Genomic DNA, 15,708 nt, shown 5'->3' with positions numbered 1-15,708 from the left:
GGCGCGGTCCGGTCGCCGCCGCACCACGACGCCGAGCACGACGGCACCCACCCACAACGCCATCGCCAGCACGTGGACCGCGGTGGAGATCAGTGCGGCGGGCCGGGCGGCGCCCGCCATGGCGTGCCCGGAGGCCGCTGTCGTCACGACGATCACCGCGCCCGCGACGGCCACCACTCTCGGTCGCGACCGGCCCGCGGCGAGCGCCGCACCGGCAAGCGCGCGCACGACCGCCGCGACACCCGGCGACGAAGTGAGAACCTGCGCCCACGCGTGTGGATCGGCCCAGCCGTCGGGGCCGGTGAGCCGCGCCGGTGTCACCACCACCGCGAGCAGTGCGACGGCGGCGACGGTGACCGCGCCGATTCCGGTCAGTTGTGCCACCACCGCGGTCCTGGTTCCCGCTCGCCACGCCAGCAACGCGACGACGGGTACGCCGACCGCGAGCACCACGCCGAGATAGCCGACGGCGGTGAGCATGCGCGCCACCCCGTCGGCGGTGACCGCCACGGGGTCGCGGGGCGGGTCGCCGAGGGTCAGGTCGGGCGGCACCCGGATGCCGAAGACGCTCGAACCGCTGACCGTGTGACCGTCCGCGGACAGCACCACCCAGCTCAGCAGATACGTGCCTGCGGGCAGATCGGGCCGCACGCCGACCACGACCGCGTGGCCGCCGTCGGCCGGTGCCACCGTCTCGGTGTCGACCCGGTGGCCGTCCTTGTCGGCGACGGTGACACCGGCGCCCGCCGCCGTCACCGGTTCGTCGAAACGCACCGTCACGCGGGTGGGGGCGTCCGGCACGGTCGCTCCGTACCCGGGATCGGTGCCGACGAGCACGGCATGCGCCGAGGCCACCGCGGACGGACCGACCGACACGGCCGCGAGCGCGAACAGCCCGGCCAGCAGTGCGCGCGCCCGGAGGCTCACCGGCGGCGCAGGAACGGCGCCGCCGCCAAGGCCAGCGCGCCGAGCGCGATCACCAGCGCGACCCAACCGGCCCAGCCGCCGGAACTCGAATCCTGCTGCGCGCCGGACGATCGCGTGGCTGCTGCCGTGGTGGCGCCGGGTGCGGACGGCTCGTGCCCGCTGTGCCCGGACTCGGCGCTCAGACGCACCACCGGCGCCGGTTTGTCGGCCTGAGTTCCGTCGGCGCTGCGCTCGATCCAGGAGACCACGGTGCCGTCGCTGTAGGTCTGGATCGCGGGCAGCACCAGTTCCCGCACGTCCGGCAGCGGACCGAGCAGCAGCCGGAATTCGCCGAACTCGCCCGGCCGCACGGCGGAACCTGGTAGCGCGGTGAACGTCACCGACGAGACGGCCGAGGTCACCGTGCCGCCGTGCCCGTTGCCGATCGGCGCGGGCAGCGTGGTGCGGCGAGTCGACACATCCCATCCAGGTGTGGTGGCGGTGCGCACGACAGCCAGCGGATGGTCCAGCGGCAGGCCGATCTCCAGCTTCACGGTGTCCGCCGTCTCCGATTCCGTGGGGACCCGCAACGTGACCACGCTGTACCCGCCGGGGATCGCGTCCGGTGCGTCGGCCGTGACGTGCGCGGCCGCGACCCCGGGTGCGGCGCACAGCACGGCGAGCGCCGTCGCGGCCGTGGCGGCGAGACGTTTCACTGCGAATCTCCCTGCTGGTCCTGGAATTGCCGAGCGGCGTCGGTGATCCGCGCGGCGTCGACGAGCGTGATGGCCCGCCCTTCGTGCGCCACCACGACCGGACCGGAACGGCCGGTGATCCGGGCGGCGGCGCGGGTCAGCGGTTCGGTGGTGCCCGCCACCGGCAGCGGCGGCGCCAGGTGAGCGGTGACGGGGTCGTCGCCGGGCGCACCGGCCAGCGTGGTCGCGGCCGCCGCGCCCAGGATTTCCGGGACCACCACCGGTCCGGCCGCGTCGCGCCGCAGCAGCACCGGAAGGGCGGGCGCCGCGCCGAGCAGCGTTCGTGCCTGCGCGACGGTGGCATCCGACGGGATGGTGCGCGGACTTCCGGCGACCTCGCCCACCACGTCGGCCACCGTCGGCCCGGTCACCGGCTCGCGCAGCGCGAAGCCGAAACGACCGAGCCAGTCGTCGTCGAAATACTTCGTCAGGTAGGAGCGACCGGAGTCGGGGGCGATGACCACCACCACGTCCTGCGGCCGCAGTGTGCGCGCCACCCGCAGGGCGGCGGCGATCGCGGTTCCCGACGATCCGCCCAGCAGCAGCCCCTCCTCGCGGGCGAGGCGATGCAGGACATCCAGCGCCTCCGGGTCACCGATCCGCTCGATGTGATCGACGACGCCGGGGTGATACGAGGTGGGCCACTGGTCGTCCTCGGTATCGGGATGCCGGTAGTGCCCGACGGATTCGACATACCAGGCCCGCCCGTCGCCGCCGCCGTAGACGGAGGTCTCCGGATCGGCGCCGATCACGCGGACCGCGCCGCCGGACACCTCTTTGAGGTATTCGCCCGCGCCGGTGACGGTGCCACCGGTCCCCACGCCCGCGACGTAGTGGGTGACCCGCCCGCCGGTCTGCGCCCAGATCTCCGGACCCGTGGTCCGGTGGTGCGCCGCCGGATTCGCGGGGTTGTCGTACTGCCCGGCGAACCACGCGCCGGGGATCTCGGCCGCCAGCCGGGCCGCGACCGTGCGCACGTGCTCGGGATGACCGGCCGGCCGCCCGCCCGGGGTCACCCGCACCTGCGCGCCGTAGGCGCGCAGCAAGGCGAGCTTCTCGGCGCTGGTCTTGTCGGGCACCACCACGATCGTGCGGTAGCCGCGGGTCGCGGCGACGGCCGCCAACGCGATCCCGGTGTTGCCGGAGGTGGCTTCCACGACCGTGCCGCCGGGCCGCAGTTCGCCGGAGGCCTCGGCGGCATCGATCATCGAGCGCGCGGCCCGGTCCTTCACGCTGCCCAGCGGATTGAGGTACTCGAGTTTGACGTATACCGTCGCGGCGATGCCCTCGGTGACCCGGTTCAGCCGCACCACCGGGGTGTTGCCGATCGCGTCGGTGACGGAGTCGAACAGCCCGCTGGTGCGGGGGTGGATTGCGGTCATGCGACGGCCCTGCCTGTCTCGCCGAGCAGCCGCAGGATCTCCCGCCGCAGCCGCAGATATTCCGGATCATCGTGGGCGCGGGGCCTGGGGAGTTCGATCGGCACGTCCCGCACCACCTTGCCGGGCCGGGCGGAGAACACCACCACCCGGTCCGCCAGCCGCAACGCCTCGTCGACGTCGTGGGTGACCAGCACGGCGGTGAACCCGTCCTCCTGCCACAGCCGGGTGATCTCGGTCTGCAGCGTGGCACGGGTGAGCGCGTCGAGCTTGCCGAGAGGCTCGTCGAGCAGGAACAGCCGCGGCCGGTTCACCAGCGCTCGCGCCAGCGCCACCCGCTGCGCCATCCCGCCGGACAGCTGCGCCGGATACGCGTCGCGGAACCCGTCGAGACCGACCAGCGTCAGGGCTTCGGTCACCCGGGTCCGGTCCTCGGCCAGGGTGCCGCGGGCCTGCGGTCCGAGCGCGACGTTCTGCTGCACGGTCCGCCACGGGAACAGCGTCGGATCCTGGAACATCAACGCGCGGTGCGGATCAGGGCCGTCGATCGGCGCGCCGTCGGCGCGCAGCACGCCACGGGACGGCCGCTCCAGTCCCGCGAGCAACCGCAGCAGCGTCGACTTGCCGCAGCCCGACGGCCCGAGCAACGCCACGAACTGCCCCGCTTCGATGCGCAGCGACACGTCGGTGAGCACCCGCAGACGGCCGAGTTGCTGCGCGCGGGTCCGTTCCGGGGCCTGCCGCCCGAGCAAGCGCTCGACGAGGTTACGGGGGCGGGGACCCGCCACCGCGAATTGATGGGACACCGCGTCGATCTCGACCGCGCTGCCGCGAGCTTCGCCGCTCACCATCGCACCAGATCCTTCTCCCAGGCCAGCACGCGGTTGCGGACGCGGAACAACAGCAGCATGAGCGTGCGGCACACCACCACCATGATCACGATCGCGGCGTACATCCGCGGATAGGCCGCCCACCCCTTGGTCCACTGGATGTACCAGCCGAGACCGTTCTTCACGCCGAGCAACTCCGCGACGGCCAGCGCGGCCAGCGAGGCGCCCAGACCCATGAACAGCCCGGTGAAGATGCTCGGCAGCGCACCGGGCACCGCGACCCGCCAGACGAGGAAACGCTTGGACGCGCCGAGGGTCTGCGCGACGTCGAAGTAGCCGCGCGCGACCCCCGCGATGCCGGCGCGGGTGAGCACCGCCACCGGGAACCACACGCCGAACGCGACCATGAAGACGCTGCCGCTGTAGGTGGTGGGGAACAACACCAGCACCACCGGCAGCAGCGTGCCCGCCGGCACCGGGCCGACGGTCTGCAACACCGGATTGCCCCAGTAGGCGGCGAGTTTCGACCAGCCGAGGGCGATACCGGTGCTCAGACCCGCCACCGCGCCGATGACGAACCCGACCGCCAGCAACAGCATCGAATGCCATGTGCTCGAGGCGAGCAGACCGGCGTCGCTGTAGAACACCAGCAACATCTGCTGCGGCGACGCGAAATGCGGCGGTTGCAGCCATCCGGTCTTGGCGGTGGCGAATTCCCAGAACAGCACCCAGGCCCCGAGCACCGCGATCCACGGCGTCCAGTACCGCAGGCGCAGCGTGGCCGCGCGGTCGCGGTAGGCGTAGGCCGCCCACCCCGTGAGCGCGGCAGTCCAGGCGGTGAACAGCAGCCCGGCGGCCAGCGGCGCCGCGACGTCGATTTCGTCCGGGACCGCGAGCGTCACCACGGCGGTCAGCGCCCATACCGCCCAGGCGAGGGCGAAGCCGAGCGTCGGCGGATAACGTCGCACCCCGGCTCCCGGCGGTCGCGTCGCCGCGGCGGTGGCATCGGACCGCACGGCCGCGTCTGCGGTTGTCGTCATCGCGATGTCACCAGTTCAGCCCCAGATCCGCGTAGACCTTGTCGGCCAGCGCGTTCGGATCCGTCTTACGGTCGAGGTATCCGGTTTTGGCGAATTTCGCGATCCCGGGGGTGATTTCGCTCTTGAGCCGCGCCGCCGACGGGTTGTACCCGTAGGTCTTCAAGATCGCCTCGATGGTCGGCTGATCCGCCGCCACGTACTTGTTGTCGACCTCGATGGCCGCGGTCTGCGTGATATTGGCTCCCGCCCACCGGCTGCCCTCGGCCCACGCCGTCACCAGCGCCCGCGCCACCTCCGGGTCCTCGCGCAGCAGCCGCCCGTTGATCGCGGTCGCGCAGCAGTAGAGCTGCCGGTTGGCGCCTCGGGAATTGTTGGTCAGCTCGCGCGCCTTGCCCTTGAGCGTCGGCAGCAGGCCGTTGGGATCGCTGGCCGCGATCGCGGCGATGTCACCACGCACCAGCGCGTCGGTCAGCTGGTCGGCCGCGAAGACCCGCCAGTCGATGTCTTCGCTCGGGTTGATGCCCGCGTCGAGCAGGTCCAGGGAGAAGAACGACATCGCCGAATCGCCGATCGCGCCGACGCCGATCGGCTTGCCGCGCAACTCGGCGACGGACTTGATCGGGCTGTCGGTGGGCACCACGATGCGCAGGCAGCCCTCGTGCAGCCCGGCGGCGAGTTTGGCGTCGATGCCCTGCTCGATCGGTTTGAGCCAGGAGAAGAAGATGCCCGGCGCCGCGTCGAGTTTGCCCGCGCCGACGGCGTCCTTGATCTCGTCGCCACCGGTCTTGACGATCTGCACATCCAATCCGTGCTTCTCGAAGATCTTCTGGTGATGCGCCACATACAGCGGCGCCTCGCACACACCGCCGCCGTAGCCGATCTTCAGCGCGCGGTTCACCCCGCCTGCGCCAGGAGTACGGCGTGTGGTGAGCCACGCGGCCAGTCCGCCGCCCGCGACGACGGCCGCGGCGATGCCCGCGCCGGCGAACAGTTTGCGCCGGGACAGGGCCGGAGTGTCGGGTTCCGCTGGTGCTTCCAGATCCTCTTCCTCCGGATCCACCGGCGCGGTGGAGCCCGTCGGCGCGGTGAGCGCGTCGTCCGGCTCGCCGCCCTGCCCCGGGGCGGGGCGATCGTCGTTGTCTGCCATGTGCTCCATGCCTTTCCCTGCTGGCCCACGGTTCGTCGCGCCCGAGATTTCCGGCAGGCCGGGCACCACCGATCAGCCGAAGCGCCGGAGGCTCTCAGACTCCCAGGGCCGCCTGTGCGGAAACAGGTTTCGAGTCAGCGCGATCGAATTCGGCCGCCACGCCGCTGTGCGCACCGGCGTGCCGGGACCGCGCGATGTCCCGGCGATTCGGTGTGCGGCCGGTCATTCCCCGGCGAAGGCCGCCGCGATCCGCTGCACGGCGGTACGGAGGTCCTCGGCGGAGTTGTTGCTGAATCCCAGGCGCAGGCGGTCGGTGTAGCGCACCGCCCCGTCGGGGTCGAAGTAGCGGCCGAGGGAGAAGTCCGTGCCGAGCGCGCGAGCACGGGCCTGCACGGCCGCCAGATCGAGTTCCGGGTCGGTGGCCTTGACCCAGAGGAAGATTCCGCCGTGCGGGTCGGTGAACTCCACCGACTCGGGCAGTGTGCGGCGCAGTTCGTCCGTCAGCGCCGCCGACCGCTCCCGGTAGATGTCGCCCGCCCGCGCGAGAATCTCGTCGAACGCGCCGGGAGTGCGCACCAGCCGCGCCACCGCGGTCTGGGTGAGCAGCGACGAGTGCTGATCGGTGTTGGCGCGCAGCCGGGTGAGCACCGCGACCAGCCACCGCGGCGCGACGATCCAACCCAGTCGCAGGCCGGGACCGAGGGTCTTGGAGAACGTGTTGACCCGGACCACGGCCTCGCTGCCGAGACTCAGATCCGCCACCGCCTCGCCCGCGAACCGCAGGTCACGGTACGGGTTGTCGGACACGACGAGGAACCCGTGGCGTTCACCCAGTTCCACCGCGCGGGCGCGGTCCGCGGCGGGCAGGGTGGACCCGGTGGGGTTCTGGAAGTCGGGGATCAGGTACAGCAGCTTCACCCGCAGCCCGTGACGCAGACGCCGGTCGAGGCCGTCGAGGTCCAAGCCGTTCGCCGAGACCGGCACCGAAACCACCTGCGCCCCGTGCTGGCCGAGCACCCGCAGCGCGAGCGGGAAGGTCGGGCTCTCCACCGCCACCGTGTCGCCGGGGTCGAGCAGCGCGCCGAACAGCAGGCTGAGGCCGTGCAACGCGCCGTTGGTGATCAGGACCCGGTCGGCGGTGGTCCCTTCGCGCGCGGCGACCCATTCGCGCAACGGCTCGATTCCCGGCGCCACCGAGTACTGCAGCGCCGTCGTCGAGGTGGACGGGTCCGACAGCGTCTCCTCGAACGCGCGCCGCAGCTGCCGCACGGGCAGCGCCTCGTTCGCCGGTACACCGCCGAGCAGGCGGATCGCGTCGGCGCGCACGCCGGTGGCGGCGGGACCGAAGCCGCCGAGGGACGATTCGCGCGCACCGAGCCGCGACAGCACGGCGGCGGCGTCGAATCCGGAGGCGATGGTAGGGGTCACGGGTGTTCTCCTTCGGAGGCTTCGATGGATTTGCCGGGCACCGCGGCCAGCAGCGCCCGGGTGTAGGGATGCGCCGGTGCGGTGTAGATCTGTTCGGTGGCGCCGGTTTCCACGACGCGGCCCCGCTCCAGCACCACGACGTGGTCGCACAGGAAACGGACGACCGCGAGGTCGTGCGAGATCAACACCGGCGTCAGCCCGCGCTCGCGGCGCAGCCGCTCCAGCAGGCGCAGGATGCGGGCCTGCACCGACAGGTCCAGCGCGGAGACCGGTTCGTCGGCCACGATGAGCCGCGGGTCGTTGGCCAGCGCCCGCGCGATGACGACGCGCCGCAACTGCCCACCGGAGAGCTCCCGCGGCAGCCGCCCGGCGTAGGACACGGGTAACTCGACCTCGGCCAGCAGCTCGCGCACCCGTGCGGGCACGGTGGCGCCGCGCAGGTCGACCCCGTTGAGCTGGAGGGGTTCGGCGATCGACTGCTCGACGCTCAGGCGCGGATCGAGCGCGCCGTAAGGATCCTGGAAGACGTACTGCACCGCACGCCGCCAGCGCCGGGCCGCCGCCCGGTCCAGCTGTGCGAGCGCGACGCCCTCGTACTCCTCCACTCCGGTGTCCGGATGCGCGCGAACCCGGACGCCGGGACAGCGAATTGCGGGTGCCGCGCCGAGGGCGCGGCGGATCACTCAGCGACAACAGCCGATCGCGATTCGGGTCCGCCTCCGATGCGTCGAGCGGCCGCACATCGAACACCGATCGCTCATGCACCGCTCCTTTCTGCTCCGCGCATACGGACCGCACCCGCGATCCCCTGTGAAGTGTGCACAACGGCCGAGGCGGGAACAACAAAGCTGGACTTGCGGAATCGTTCAGATTTAGTGAAAGCTGCGCCCGGCAGGGGACTCCGCCGACGTCGTTGCCGCCCGCGCGGTGATCGTGTCGGGTCGCCGCGGAGTGGGGAAGTGCCCGCCCGCCTCGTTCGCCAGGCGGTAGGTCCGCGCCGCCGTCGGGGCGCAGTCGAGGCGGCGTTTGCCGATCGGCCGCGTGCGCGTGCACTATGTGATGGCGCAGCGGCCGCCCGCGGCGAATCGTTCGCTGCGTCGCGTTCCGCGCGCCGGCAGGGGACCCCGGTGTTCCGCGGGCGGATCCGATCTGTTATCTACTGGCTACGATTGTTTTTTCGACTGTACGCGCTCGGTAACCGCGAAAGGGATCATCTCTATGGCACGCAAGGTCGTCGTGACACTGGTCGATGACTACGACGGCAAGTCTCAGGCCGAGGAAACCGTGTCTTTCGCCGTGGACGGCGTGGCCTACGAGATGGACTTGTCGACGGAGAATGCCGGTCAGTTGCGCGGATTCTTCGAACAATGGGTTCCGTATGCCCGCAAGGTCGGCCGTGCGCGTCGCGGCCGCGGCGGTGTCCTGCGGTCGGCGACCGATCGGGAGCAGGCCACGGTGATCCGGGAGTGGGCACGCAAGAACGGCATCGACGTCTCGGCGCGTGGACGGATCTCCGCCGAGGTCGTCGAGGCGTACAAGAAGGCGAACGGGTAGCTCACGGGACTGTTGGTCTCGATCGGTGGCCGTCCCCGCTCCGTGGGGACGGCCACGGCTTTTCTTTCCGCTCGGCGCCGCGATAACGGCGCCCGGCTGGGTAAGCGACCGGTATGACGGTCATGACAGGCGCCTCGAAGCAACAGCTGCCCTCTCCGCGCGGCGAGCTGTCGGAGGCAGTGGTGGAGCTGCTGCGCGGCGAACCGGGTGGTTCCGTGCCGGTGCCGGGCTCGGTGGACCCGTACGGCGAGGATCTGCATCTGGCGCTGCACACTTGCTACGAGCTGCACTATCACGGATTTCCGGCGGTCGATGCGGGATGGGAATGGGACCCGGGCCTGCTGGGGCTGCGCGCTGCGCTGGAACAGCGATTCCTGCAGGCGCTGCGCGCGGATGTGCCCGGCGGAGCCGACCTGGACACCGAACTCGACCAGTTGCTGGTGACGCCCGCCGATCCGGAGGGATTGACCCGCTTCCTGCGCGACGAGGGCGAATGGTGGCAGATGCGCGAGTACTTCGTGCACCGCTCGATCTACCACCACAAAGAGGCCGATCCGTACGCCTGGGTGATTCCCCGGCTGCGCGGGCAGGCCAAGGCGTCGCTGGTGGCGGTGGAGTTCGACGAGTTCGGAGGTGGGCGCGGCGAGCGCGTGCACGCGCAGCTGTACGCCGATCTGCTGGCGGGCGCGGGCCTGAACTCCGACTACCTGCACTATCTGGACGTGGTCCCCGCGCCGATGCTCGCGCTGATGAACATGATGTCGCTGTTCGGGTTGCACCGGTCGTGGCGGGGCGCGCTGGTGGGCCATTTCGCCACGGTGGAGATCACCTCGCCGCCCGGTGCGCAGCGTCTGGTGGAGGCGTTGCGGCGTTTGGACGCCGACCCGGCGTGTGTGCTGTTCTATCGCGAGCACGTCGAAGCCGACGCGGTGCACGAGCAGGTCATGCGCACCGGCGTGATCGGCGACCTGCTGCGGCGGGAACCCGAACTGACCGAGTCCGTCGCGTTCGGTATCCAGGTGACGAACCTGCTCGAGGACCGATTCGCCGATCATGTGCTCGACGCCTGGCACGCGGGCCGCACCTCGTTGCGGGAAGCGCTCGGCGATCGCGGCCCGGGTGATTGAGCAACGCTCAGCGGGCTATTCGCCGAATGTGATGTTGATTCGACCTCCCGGCGTCTATCCTCCGCAGCTGGACACCTGGTTGCTCGTCCATGCTCTGTCGGAGGCGGGCATTCCGCGCGGCGGGCATGCGCTGGACGTGTGTACCGGCACCGGCGCTTTGGCCGTCGCCGCCGCGTACACCGGAGCCGCGAAGGTGACGGCGGTGGACGTGTCCCGGGCCGCGGTGGTGTCCGCGTGGATGAACTGCAGGCTGCGCGGCATCGATGCCGAGGTGCTGCGCGGTGATTTCGCCGAAGTCCTCGGTGGGCGCAGGTTCGATCTGGTGCTGGCCAACCCGCCGTATGTCCCGGCTCCCGACGGGGCAGGCAGCCGGGGCATCGCTCGTGCGTGGAACGCGGGAGCCGGGGGCAGGGAGGTTCTCGACCAGTTGTGCGTTGCGCTGCCCACCCTGCTGAAATCGCGTGGTGTCGCGTTGATCGTGCATTCGGCGCTGTCCGACCCGGATACGACACTCACCCAGTTGCGCGAGCGGGAGCTGAAGGCCGCCGTGGTGGCCCGAGCGACGGTGCCGTTCGGACCGGTGTTGCGCCGCCGCGCGGACTGGCTGGAATCGGCCGGGCTGATCGAGCCCGGCCAGCGAATGGAAGATCTGGTGGTGATCCGTGCCGACCGAATCCGGCAATGAGCAGTGGCGGCGAGTGACACTCACCGCCGACGGCCCCGCATTGATCGAGGGCCCGGTGGAGTTCGTCACCGCGGACGGCCGGACGGTCCGGTCCGACCGGTTCCTGGTGGCGTTGTGCCTGTGCAAGCGCTCGAAGAACTACCCGTTCTGCGACACCAGCCACCGCAAGCACCGTCGTACGCCCTGACCAGGGGTCACTCGGGCGAACGGACCGTGTGCAGATCGCGCACGGTGCCCAGCAGCGCCTCGATCGCGCAGGCGATGGTCTGCTCGAGCACGTCCTCCGGTTCCCCGTCGAACTGACGGTGCCATGCGCGCACGTCGTGTTCGGTGGCGATCGCGAACCAGACCGAGCCCGGTGGTTGTCCGTCCTGCGGATCAGGACCGCCCGCACCGGTAACAGCAACGGCGACAACGGCTTTCAGTAGGCCCCGGACTCCGGTGGCCATCGCTTCGGCCGCGGGCTGCGACACCACCGGCCCGTCGGGCACCCCGAGAACGGTCTGCTTGACCTCGGTGCTGTAGGCGACGAGGCCACCGCGGAACCACGCCGACGAGTCGGGCGCGGCGCCGAAGGTGGCGCACAGCCGGCCCGCCGTGAGCGATTCGGCGACCGCGACGGTGATCTCCGTGCGCTGCGCCAATTCGGCCAGCTCGTGTGCGTAGTCGTCCGCGTGGGACATATTCGTCCTTTCTGTGCTGCGTGCGGCTCACCATACGACCGGCGACAAGTCGCGCCGCACGGTGGACGCCGCGGTTTCGGCGGGGCGGAGCCGGGAATGTCGGCAGAGAACCGGCCCCGACGCTAGGAGAAAACGATGACCACCGACGCGATCGTGCTGCTTCGCGAGGACCACAAGGCGATCCGAAAACTCTTCCGCGAGTTCGAGAAAGCGGGCGACGACGCCATCCGGACCAAGGCGGGAGTGGTGAACAAGATCATCGAGGCGCTCACTGTGCACACCTATCTCGAGAACGAGTGCATGTACCCCGAGGTGCGCAAGCTCGTGCCCGAACTCGAGGACGACATCCTGGAGTCCTACGAGGAGCACCACGTCGCCGACGTGCTGGTCAGCGAGTTGGCGCTGATGAAACCCGACGACGAGCACTTCACCGCCAAGACCACCGTGCTGATCGAGAACGTCGACCACCACATCGACGAGGAGGAGAACGAGTGGTTCCCGAAGGTGCGGGAACATCTGGGGCGCAAGCAACTCCAGGAGATCGGGGCGCGGCTGCAAGAACTCAGGAAGAAGGCGCCGACCTCGCCCGCGCAGCCCTCGGCTCTGAAGAAGGCCGTGGACGCCGTGCTGGCCTGACCCGGGGCGGTCGCGCCGGCGCCGAAGGAGGTGCCGGCGCGACCGTGCGGGAATCATTCGGCAGGCGGGTACTGCTGGGCGCCCAGCACTCTGGCCAGGTGTGCGGCGTTCCTGGCCAGCGCCGCGGTCGCCGAGGCCACGGCTTTCGGGATCGAGTCGAGATCCTGATAGTCGGTGCCGCCCATGGCCTGGTCGTTCCAGTACGTGCACCCCTGCGCCGGGATGGTGAAGCCGATGTCGTTGAGCCCTTGATACAGGTCGGCGACGATCTTGTGCGCGCCGTCCTCGTTGCCGACCACCGCGACCGCGGCCACCTTGCCGACCATCGCGGGACGACCCGCGTCGTCGGTTTCCGATAGTTCGGCGTCCAAGCGTTCCAGCACCCGCTGCGCCACCGACGACATGTGCCCGACCCAGGTGGGGGTGGAGACCAGCAGGATGTCGGCCGCCGCGATCCGTTCGCGGATGGACGGCCACTGGTCGCCGTGGCCTTCGTCGGTGGTCACTCCGGGCAGCACGTCGTAGTCCACCACCCGCAGCACCGTGCCCTGCACGTCGTGCCCGGCCAGCTCGTCGAGCACCTGCCGGGCGATGACGTCACTGCTGGACTCGGCGGGTGATTTCTTCAGCGTGCACACCAAGGCGAGCGCGGTCGGTCCGGCCATGTAATGAAACCTCCTGAGCCACAATATGTTCGGTTCAATCGCTGGCGACGACCCGGATCGTGCGCAGCCGGGCGTCGGCGGCGTCGGGCACGTTCATGCCCGCGTCGAGTCCGGTGCGCAGGTAGTCGACGACGGCGGCGTCGATGCGCTCACCGGGCACCACCACCGGAATGCCCGGCGGGTAGGGGGTGAGCTGCTCGGCGGCGATCCGTCCGACGGCCTCGTGCGCGTCCACGGTCTGCACCGGGGCGAAGAACGCGTCGCGCGGCAGCATCACGGACTCGAGCTGCAGGTCCTCGGGTCCGGGCAGCTGGATGCGGGGCGGCTGCGGATCGGTCAGCTGGTCGCGCCAAGCGGCGACGCTGTCGACGAGGGTGTCGATGGTGTCCTTGTCGTCGGCGAGGGACAGCGTGGCGAGCAACCGGCGGTGATCGCTCAATCCCATGTCGATGCGGCGGTGCTCACGCAGCCAGTCCGCGGCCTGATAGCCGCTGGCCCCGGTGCCGGACACATCCATGAGGACCTGCAGTCGGTCCAGGTCGTGCGAGGCTTCGACGCCGAGCAGTTCGTCCTCCAGCACCTCGATGCCGGGGATCTCGGCGAGCTGGCGCCTGGCCTGTTCGGCGACCCGCAGCGCCGCGCCGAGCAGTTCCTGCCCGCGCTCGACCATCTGCCTGCGCCAGCCGTCGAGCGCGGCGTAGACCAGCACGTTCGGGCTGGTGGTCATCAGCAGGTCGGCGCACTCGCTGAGCCTGATCGGGTCGACCAGATCGCCTTGCAGGTGGAATACCGAGCCCTGCTCGAATCCGGCGCCCATCTTGTGCACGCTGACCACGCATAGGTCGGCCCCGGCGTCCATCGCCCAGGTCGGCAGGTCGTCGTGGAAGGGCAGATGAGCGCCCCACGCCTCGTCGACGATGAGCGGCTTGCCCCGCGCGTGGCAGACCTCGGCGATGCCCGCGATGTCCGCGCAGGTGCCGTAGGGGCTCGGGCTCACGATCAGCGCGCCCGCGGCATCGGGGTGCTCGTCCCACGCCTCGGACACCTGCCGCGGCGAGGGCGGGTGCGCGAAATGGTGCTCGGCATCCCAGCGCGGGCTGATCCAGTGCGGCTGGACGCCGGAGAAGATCAGGCCGGCGACGACCGATTTGTGGCTGTCGCGCGCCACGAGCAGGCCGCCGTCGTGGCCGCCCGCCACCGTCATCATGGCCGCCTTCACCGACAGCGAACTGCCGCAGGTGGAGAAGAACGCCGTCTCCGCGCGCACCGCGTCGGCCATGAGCGCCTCGGCGCGCGACAGATAGCCACCACGCGAGAGCCGGTCGTCCAACCCGGCGACGGCCAGCACGTCGGATCCGAAGGCGTCCCGGCCGATCACGTCCAAGACGCGTTCGTCGGTTCCGCGTCCTTGCCGATGCCCGGGAGGCGTGAAGCCGTACCGGCCCAGCCGGTGGTAGTCGGCAAGTGCTTCCAGCAGAGGAGCTCGTGAATGGTCCACGGCTACCGCCTACCCCGAATCGGCGGCGGCACACATCCGGCATACCGCCCGCCCCGCGCGCCGTGGCCTGCGGTGTTGCCCACCCCGCGTCGCTCGGGCAGACCCCGGCGCGATCGTTTCGGGCCCAGGTGTCCGGGTAGGACGGTGACAAACACCGACTTCGACGAAGGAGCCTCCCGGATGAAGGCAGTGACCTGGCAAGGACGACGCAAGATCGCCGTGGAGACGGTGCCCGATCCTCGGATCGAGGCCCCGACCGACGCGATCATCGAGGTCACCTCGACCGGGATCTGCGGATCCGACCTGCACCTGTACGAAGTACTCGGCGCCTATATGAGCAACGGCGACGTCCTCGGCCACGAACCCATGGGACGTGTGGTGGAGACCGGTTCGGCCGTCGCCGGGCTGGCACGCGGCGACCGCGTCGTCATCCCGTTCCAGATCAGCTGCGGCGCCTGCTACATGTGCCGGACCGGCCTGCCCACCCAGTGCGAGACCACGCAGGTCCGCGAGTACGGATGCGGCGCGGCGCTGTTCGGCTATTCCAAGCTCTACGGTCAGGTGCCCGGCGGCCAAGCCGAGTACCTGCGGGTGCCGCACGCGGACGCCACCCACATCAAAGTGCCCGACGGGCCGGCCGACGACCGCTTCCTGTACCTGTCGGACGTGCTGCCCACGGCGTGGCAGGCGGTGGAATACGCCGGAGTCCCGGACGGCGGATCGGTGACCGTGCTGGGTCTGGGCCCGATCGGGGACATGGCCTGCCGGGTCGCCGCGCACCGTGGCTATCGCGTCATCGGTGTCGACCGGGTGCCCGAGCGGCTGGCGCGGGTGGCCGAGCGCGGCGTGGAGGTCATCGACCTCGACGCCGTCGACGAGCCGCTCGGCGACATCATCCGCGGGTGGACCGACGGCCGGGGCACCGACTCGGTGATCGACGCGGTGGGGATGGAGGCCCACGGGTCGCCGATCGCGTCGGCGGCTCAGCGCTCGGCGGCGTTCCTGCCGGATTTCGTGGCCCAGAAGGTGATGGACACCGCGGGCATCGACCGGCTCGCGGCGCTGCACTCCGCCATCGACATCGTCCGCCGCGGTGGCACGATCTCGGTGATCGGCGTCTACGGCGGCATGCTCGACCCGCTGCCGATGCGGGTGTTGTTCGACAAGCAGATCCAGGTGCGAATGGGCCAGGCGAACGTCAAACGGTGGGTCGAGGACATCACGCCGCTGCTGCGCGACGGCGACCCGCTGGGTGTGGACACCTTCGCGACCCATCGCCTCCCGCTGACCGACGCGCCGCAGGCCTACGCCACCTTCCAGCAGAAGACCGACGGTGCGGTGAAGATCGTGCTCGACCCGACCGCGAACTGACCGG

General features: G+C 70.6%; 17 protein-coding genes. 6 read left to right on the top strand and 11 right to left on the bottom strand.

Annotation, left to right across the window (positions count from 1 at the left end):
• The 8 genes from ON21_RS13980 to ON21_RS13945 all read right to left on the bottom strand — a co-directional run.
• A partial coding sequence (locus tag ON21_RS13980) for a copper resistance CopC family protein (RefSeq protein WP_174372165.1) occupies nucleotides 1–927 on the bottom strand: 927 nt, incomplete at its 3' end.
• On the bottom strand, nucleotides 924–1,622 hold the full coding sequence (locus tag ON21_RS13975) for a YcnI family copper-binding membrane protein (RefSeq protein ID WP_039798260.1): 699 nt from the start codon (nucleotides 1,620–1,622) through the stop codon (nucleotides 924–926). The genes ON21_RS13975 and ON21_RS13980, both read right to left, overlap by 4 nt.
• A complete protein-coding gene (locus ON21_RS13970; RefSeq protein WP_051020781.1) occupies nucleotides 1,619–3,043 on the bottom strand; it encodes a PLP-dependent cysteine synthase family protein in 1,425 nt (474 codons plus the stop codon). The genes ON21_RS13975 and ON21_RS13970 overlap by 4 nt, the downstream gene beginning before the upstream one ends.
• The gene (locus ON21_RS13965; RefSeq protein ID WP_039798259.1) at nucleotides 3,040–3,891 is read right to left on the bottom strand and encodes an ABC transporter ATP-binding protein; all 852 of its coding nucleotides are present in this window, start codon (nucleotides 3,889–3,891) and stop codon (nucleotides 3,040–3,042) included. Before ON21_RS13965 ends, ON21_RS13970 begins: the two co-directional genes overlap by 4 nt.
• Complete coding sequence (locus ON21_RS13960) at nucleotides 3,885–4,910, bottom strand: ABC transporter permease (protein ID WP_063821068.1); 1,026 nt, start codon at nucleotides 4,908–4,910, stop codon at nucleotides 3,885–3,887. The genes ON21_RS13965 and ON21_RS13960 overlap by 7 nt, the downstream gene beginning before the upstream one ends.
• 7 nt (nucleotides 4,911–4,917) lie before the next feature.
• Nucleotides 4,918–6,057 (bottom strand): ABC transporter substrate-binding protein, encoded by a 1,140-nt coding sequence (locus ON21_RS13955; RefSeq protein WP_157170835.1) that lies wholly within the window; start codon nucleotides 6,055–6,057, stop codon nucleotides 4,918–4,920.
• Nucleotides 6,058–6,279: 222 nt separating this feature from the next.
• The gene (locus ON21_RS13950) at nucleotides 6,280–7,485 is read right to left on the bottom strand and encodes an aminotransferase-like domain-containing protein (RefSeq protein WP_051020779.1); all 1,206 of its coding nucleotides are present in this window, start codon (nucleotides 7,483–7,485) and stop codon (nucleotides 6,280–6,282) included.
• Nucleotides 7,482–8,168 carry an ATP-binding cassette domain-containing protein gene (locus ON21_RS13945; RefSeq protein ID WP_051020778.1) on the bottom strand — a complete coding sequence of 229 codons (687 nt, stop codon included), beginning with the start codon at nucleotides 8,166–8,168 and terminating at the stop codon, nucleotides 7,482–7,484. The genes ON21_RS13950 and ON21_RS13945 overlap by 4 nt, the downstream gene beginning before the upstream one ends.
• A gap of 535 nt (nucleotides 8,169–8,703) precedes the next feature.
• Between ON21_RS13945 and ON21_RS13940 the strand changes: the two genes are divergently transcribed.
• The 4 genes from ON21_RS13940 to ON21_RS13925 all read left to right on the top strand — a co-directional run bounded on the left by ON21_RS13940 (nucleotide 8,704) and on the right by ON21_RS13925 (nucleotide 11,038).
• Nucleotides 8,704–9,039 carry a histone-like nucleoid-structuring protein Lsr2 gene (locus ON21_RS13940; RefSeq protein ID WP_039798258.1) on the top strand — a complete coding sequence of 112 codons (336 nt, stop codon included), beginning with the start codon at nucleotides 8,704–8,706 and terminating at the stop codon, nucleotides 9,037–9,039.
• Nucleotides 9,040–9,152: 113 nt separating this feature from the next.
• The gene (locus ON21_RS13935; protein WP_373281129.1) at nucleotides 9,153–10,166 is read left to right on the top strand and encodes an iron-containing redox enzyme family protein; all 1,014 of its coding nucleotides are present in this window, start codon (nucleotides 9,153–9,155) and stop codon (nucleotides 10,164–10,166) included.
• 31 nt (nucleotides 10,167–10,197) lie between these two features.
• Nucleotides 10,198–10,851 (top strand): HemK2/MTQ2 family protein methyltransferase, encoded by a 654-nt coding sequence (locus tag ON21_RS13930; protein WP_083880600.1) that lies wholly within the window; start codon nucleotides 10,198–10,200, stop codon nucleotides 10,849–10,851.
• Entirely contained in the window at nucleotides 10,829–11,038 is a 210-nt protein-coding gene (locus ON21_RS13925) for a CDGSH iron-sulfur domain-containing protein (protein ID WP_039798256.1), read from the top strand. The genes ON21_RS13930 and ON21_RS13925 overlap by 23 nt, the downstream gene beginning before the upstream one ends.
• A gap of 7 nt (nucleotides 11,039–11,045) precedes the next feature.
• On the opposite strand, the gene ON21_RS13920 is transcribed toward ON21_RS13925, so the two are convergent.
• Nucleotides 11,046–11,534 (bottom strand): CinA family protein, encoded by a 489-nt coding sequence (locus ON21_RS13920; protein WP_039798255.1) that lies wholly within the window; start codon nucleotides 11,532–11,534, stop codon nucleotides 11,046–11,048.
• 135 nt (nucleotides 11,535–11,669) lie between these two features.
• Between ON21_RS13920 and ON21_RS13915 the strand changes: the two genes are divergently transcribed.
• Nucleotides 11,670–12,170 carry a hemerythrin domain-containing protein gene (locus tag ON21_RS13915; RefSeq protein ID WP_039798254.1) on the top strand — a complete coding sequence of 167 codons (501 nt, stop codon included), beginning with the start codon at nucleotides 11,670–11,672 and terminating at the stop codon, nucleotides 12,168–12,170.
• A gap of 53 nt (nucleotides 12,171–12,223) precedes the next feature.
• On the opposite strand, the gene ON21_RS13910 is transcribed toward ON21_RS13915, so the two are convergent.
• Both ON21_RS13910 and ON21_RS13905 read right to left on the bottom strand, forming a co-directional pair.
• Nucleotides 12,224–12,835, bottom strand: a complete 612-nt coding sequence (locus ON21_RS13910; RefSeq protein WP_039798253.1) for a flavodoxin family protein — start codon at nucleotides 12,833–12,835, stop codon at nucleotides 12,224–12,226.
• A gap of 34 nt (nucleotides 12,836–12,869) precedes the next feature.
• Entirely contained in the window at nucleotides 12,870–14,333 is a 1,464-nt protein-coding gene (locus tag ON21_RS13905; protein ID WP_039798252.1) for an aminotransferase class I/II-fold pyridoxal phosphate-dependent enzyme, read from the bottom strand.
• 180 nt (nucleotides 14,334–14,513) lie between these two features.
• Between ON21_RS13905 and ON21_RS13900 the strand changes: the two genes are divergently transcribed.
• Nucleotides 14,514–15,704 carry an alcohol dehydrogenase catalytic domain-containing protein gene (locus tag ON21_RS13900; protein WP_039798251.1) on the top strand — a complete coding sequence of 397 codons (1,191 nt, stop codon included), beginning with the start codon at nucleotides 14,514–14,516 and terminating at the stop codon, nucleotides 15,702–15,704.
• Nucleotides 15,705–15,708 lie beyond the last annotated feature (4 nt).

Source organism: Nocardia araoensis NBRC 100135, from assembly GCF_000308435.1.
Lineage (GTDB): Bacteria > Actinomycetota > Actinomycetes > Mycobacteriales > Mycobacteriaceae > Nocardia > Nocardia araoensis.
The sequence above is the reverse complement of the archived record's forward strand: the minus strand, read 5'-3'. Positions and strand labels throughout refer to the sequence as shown.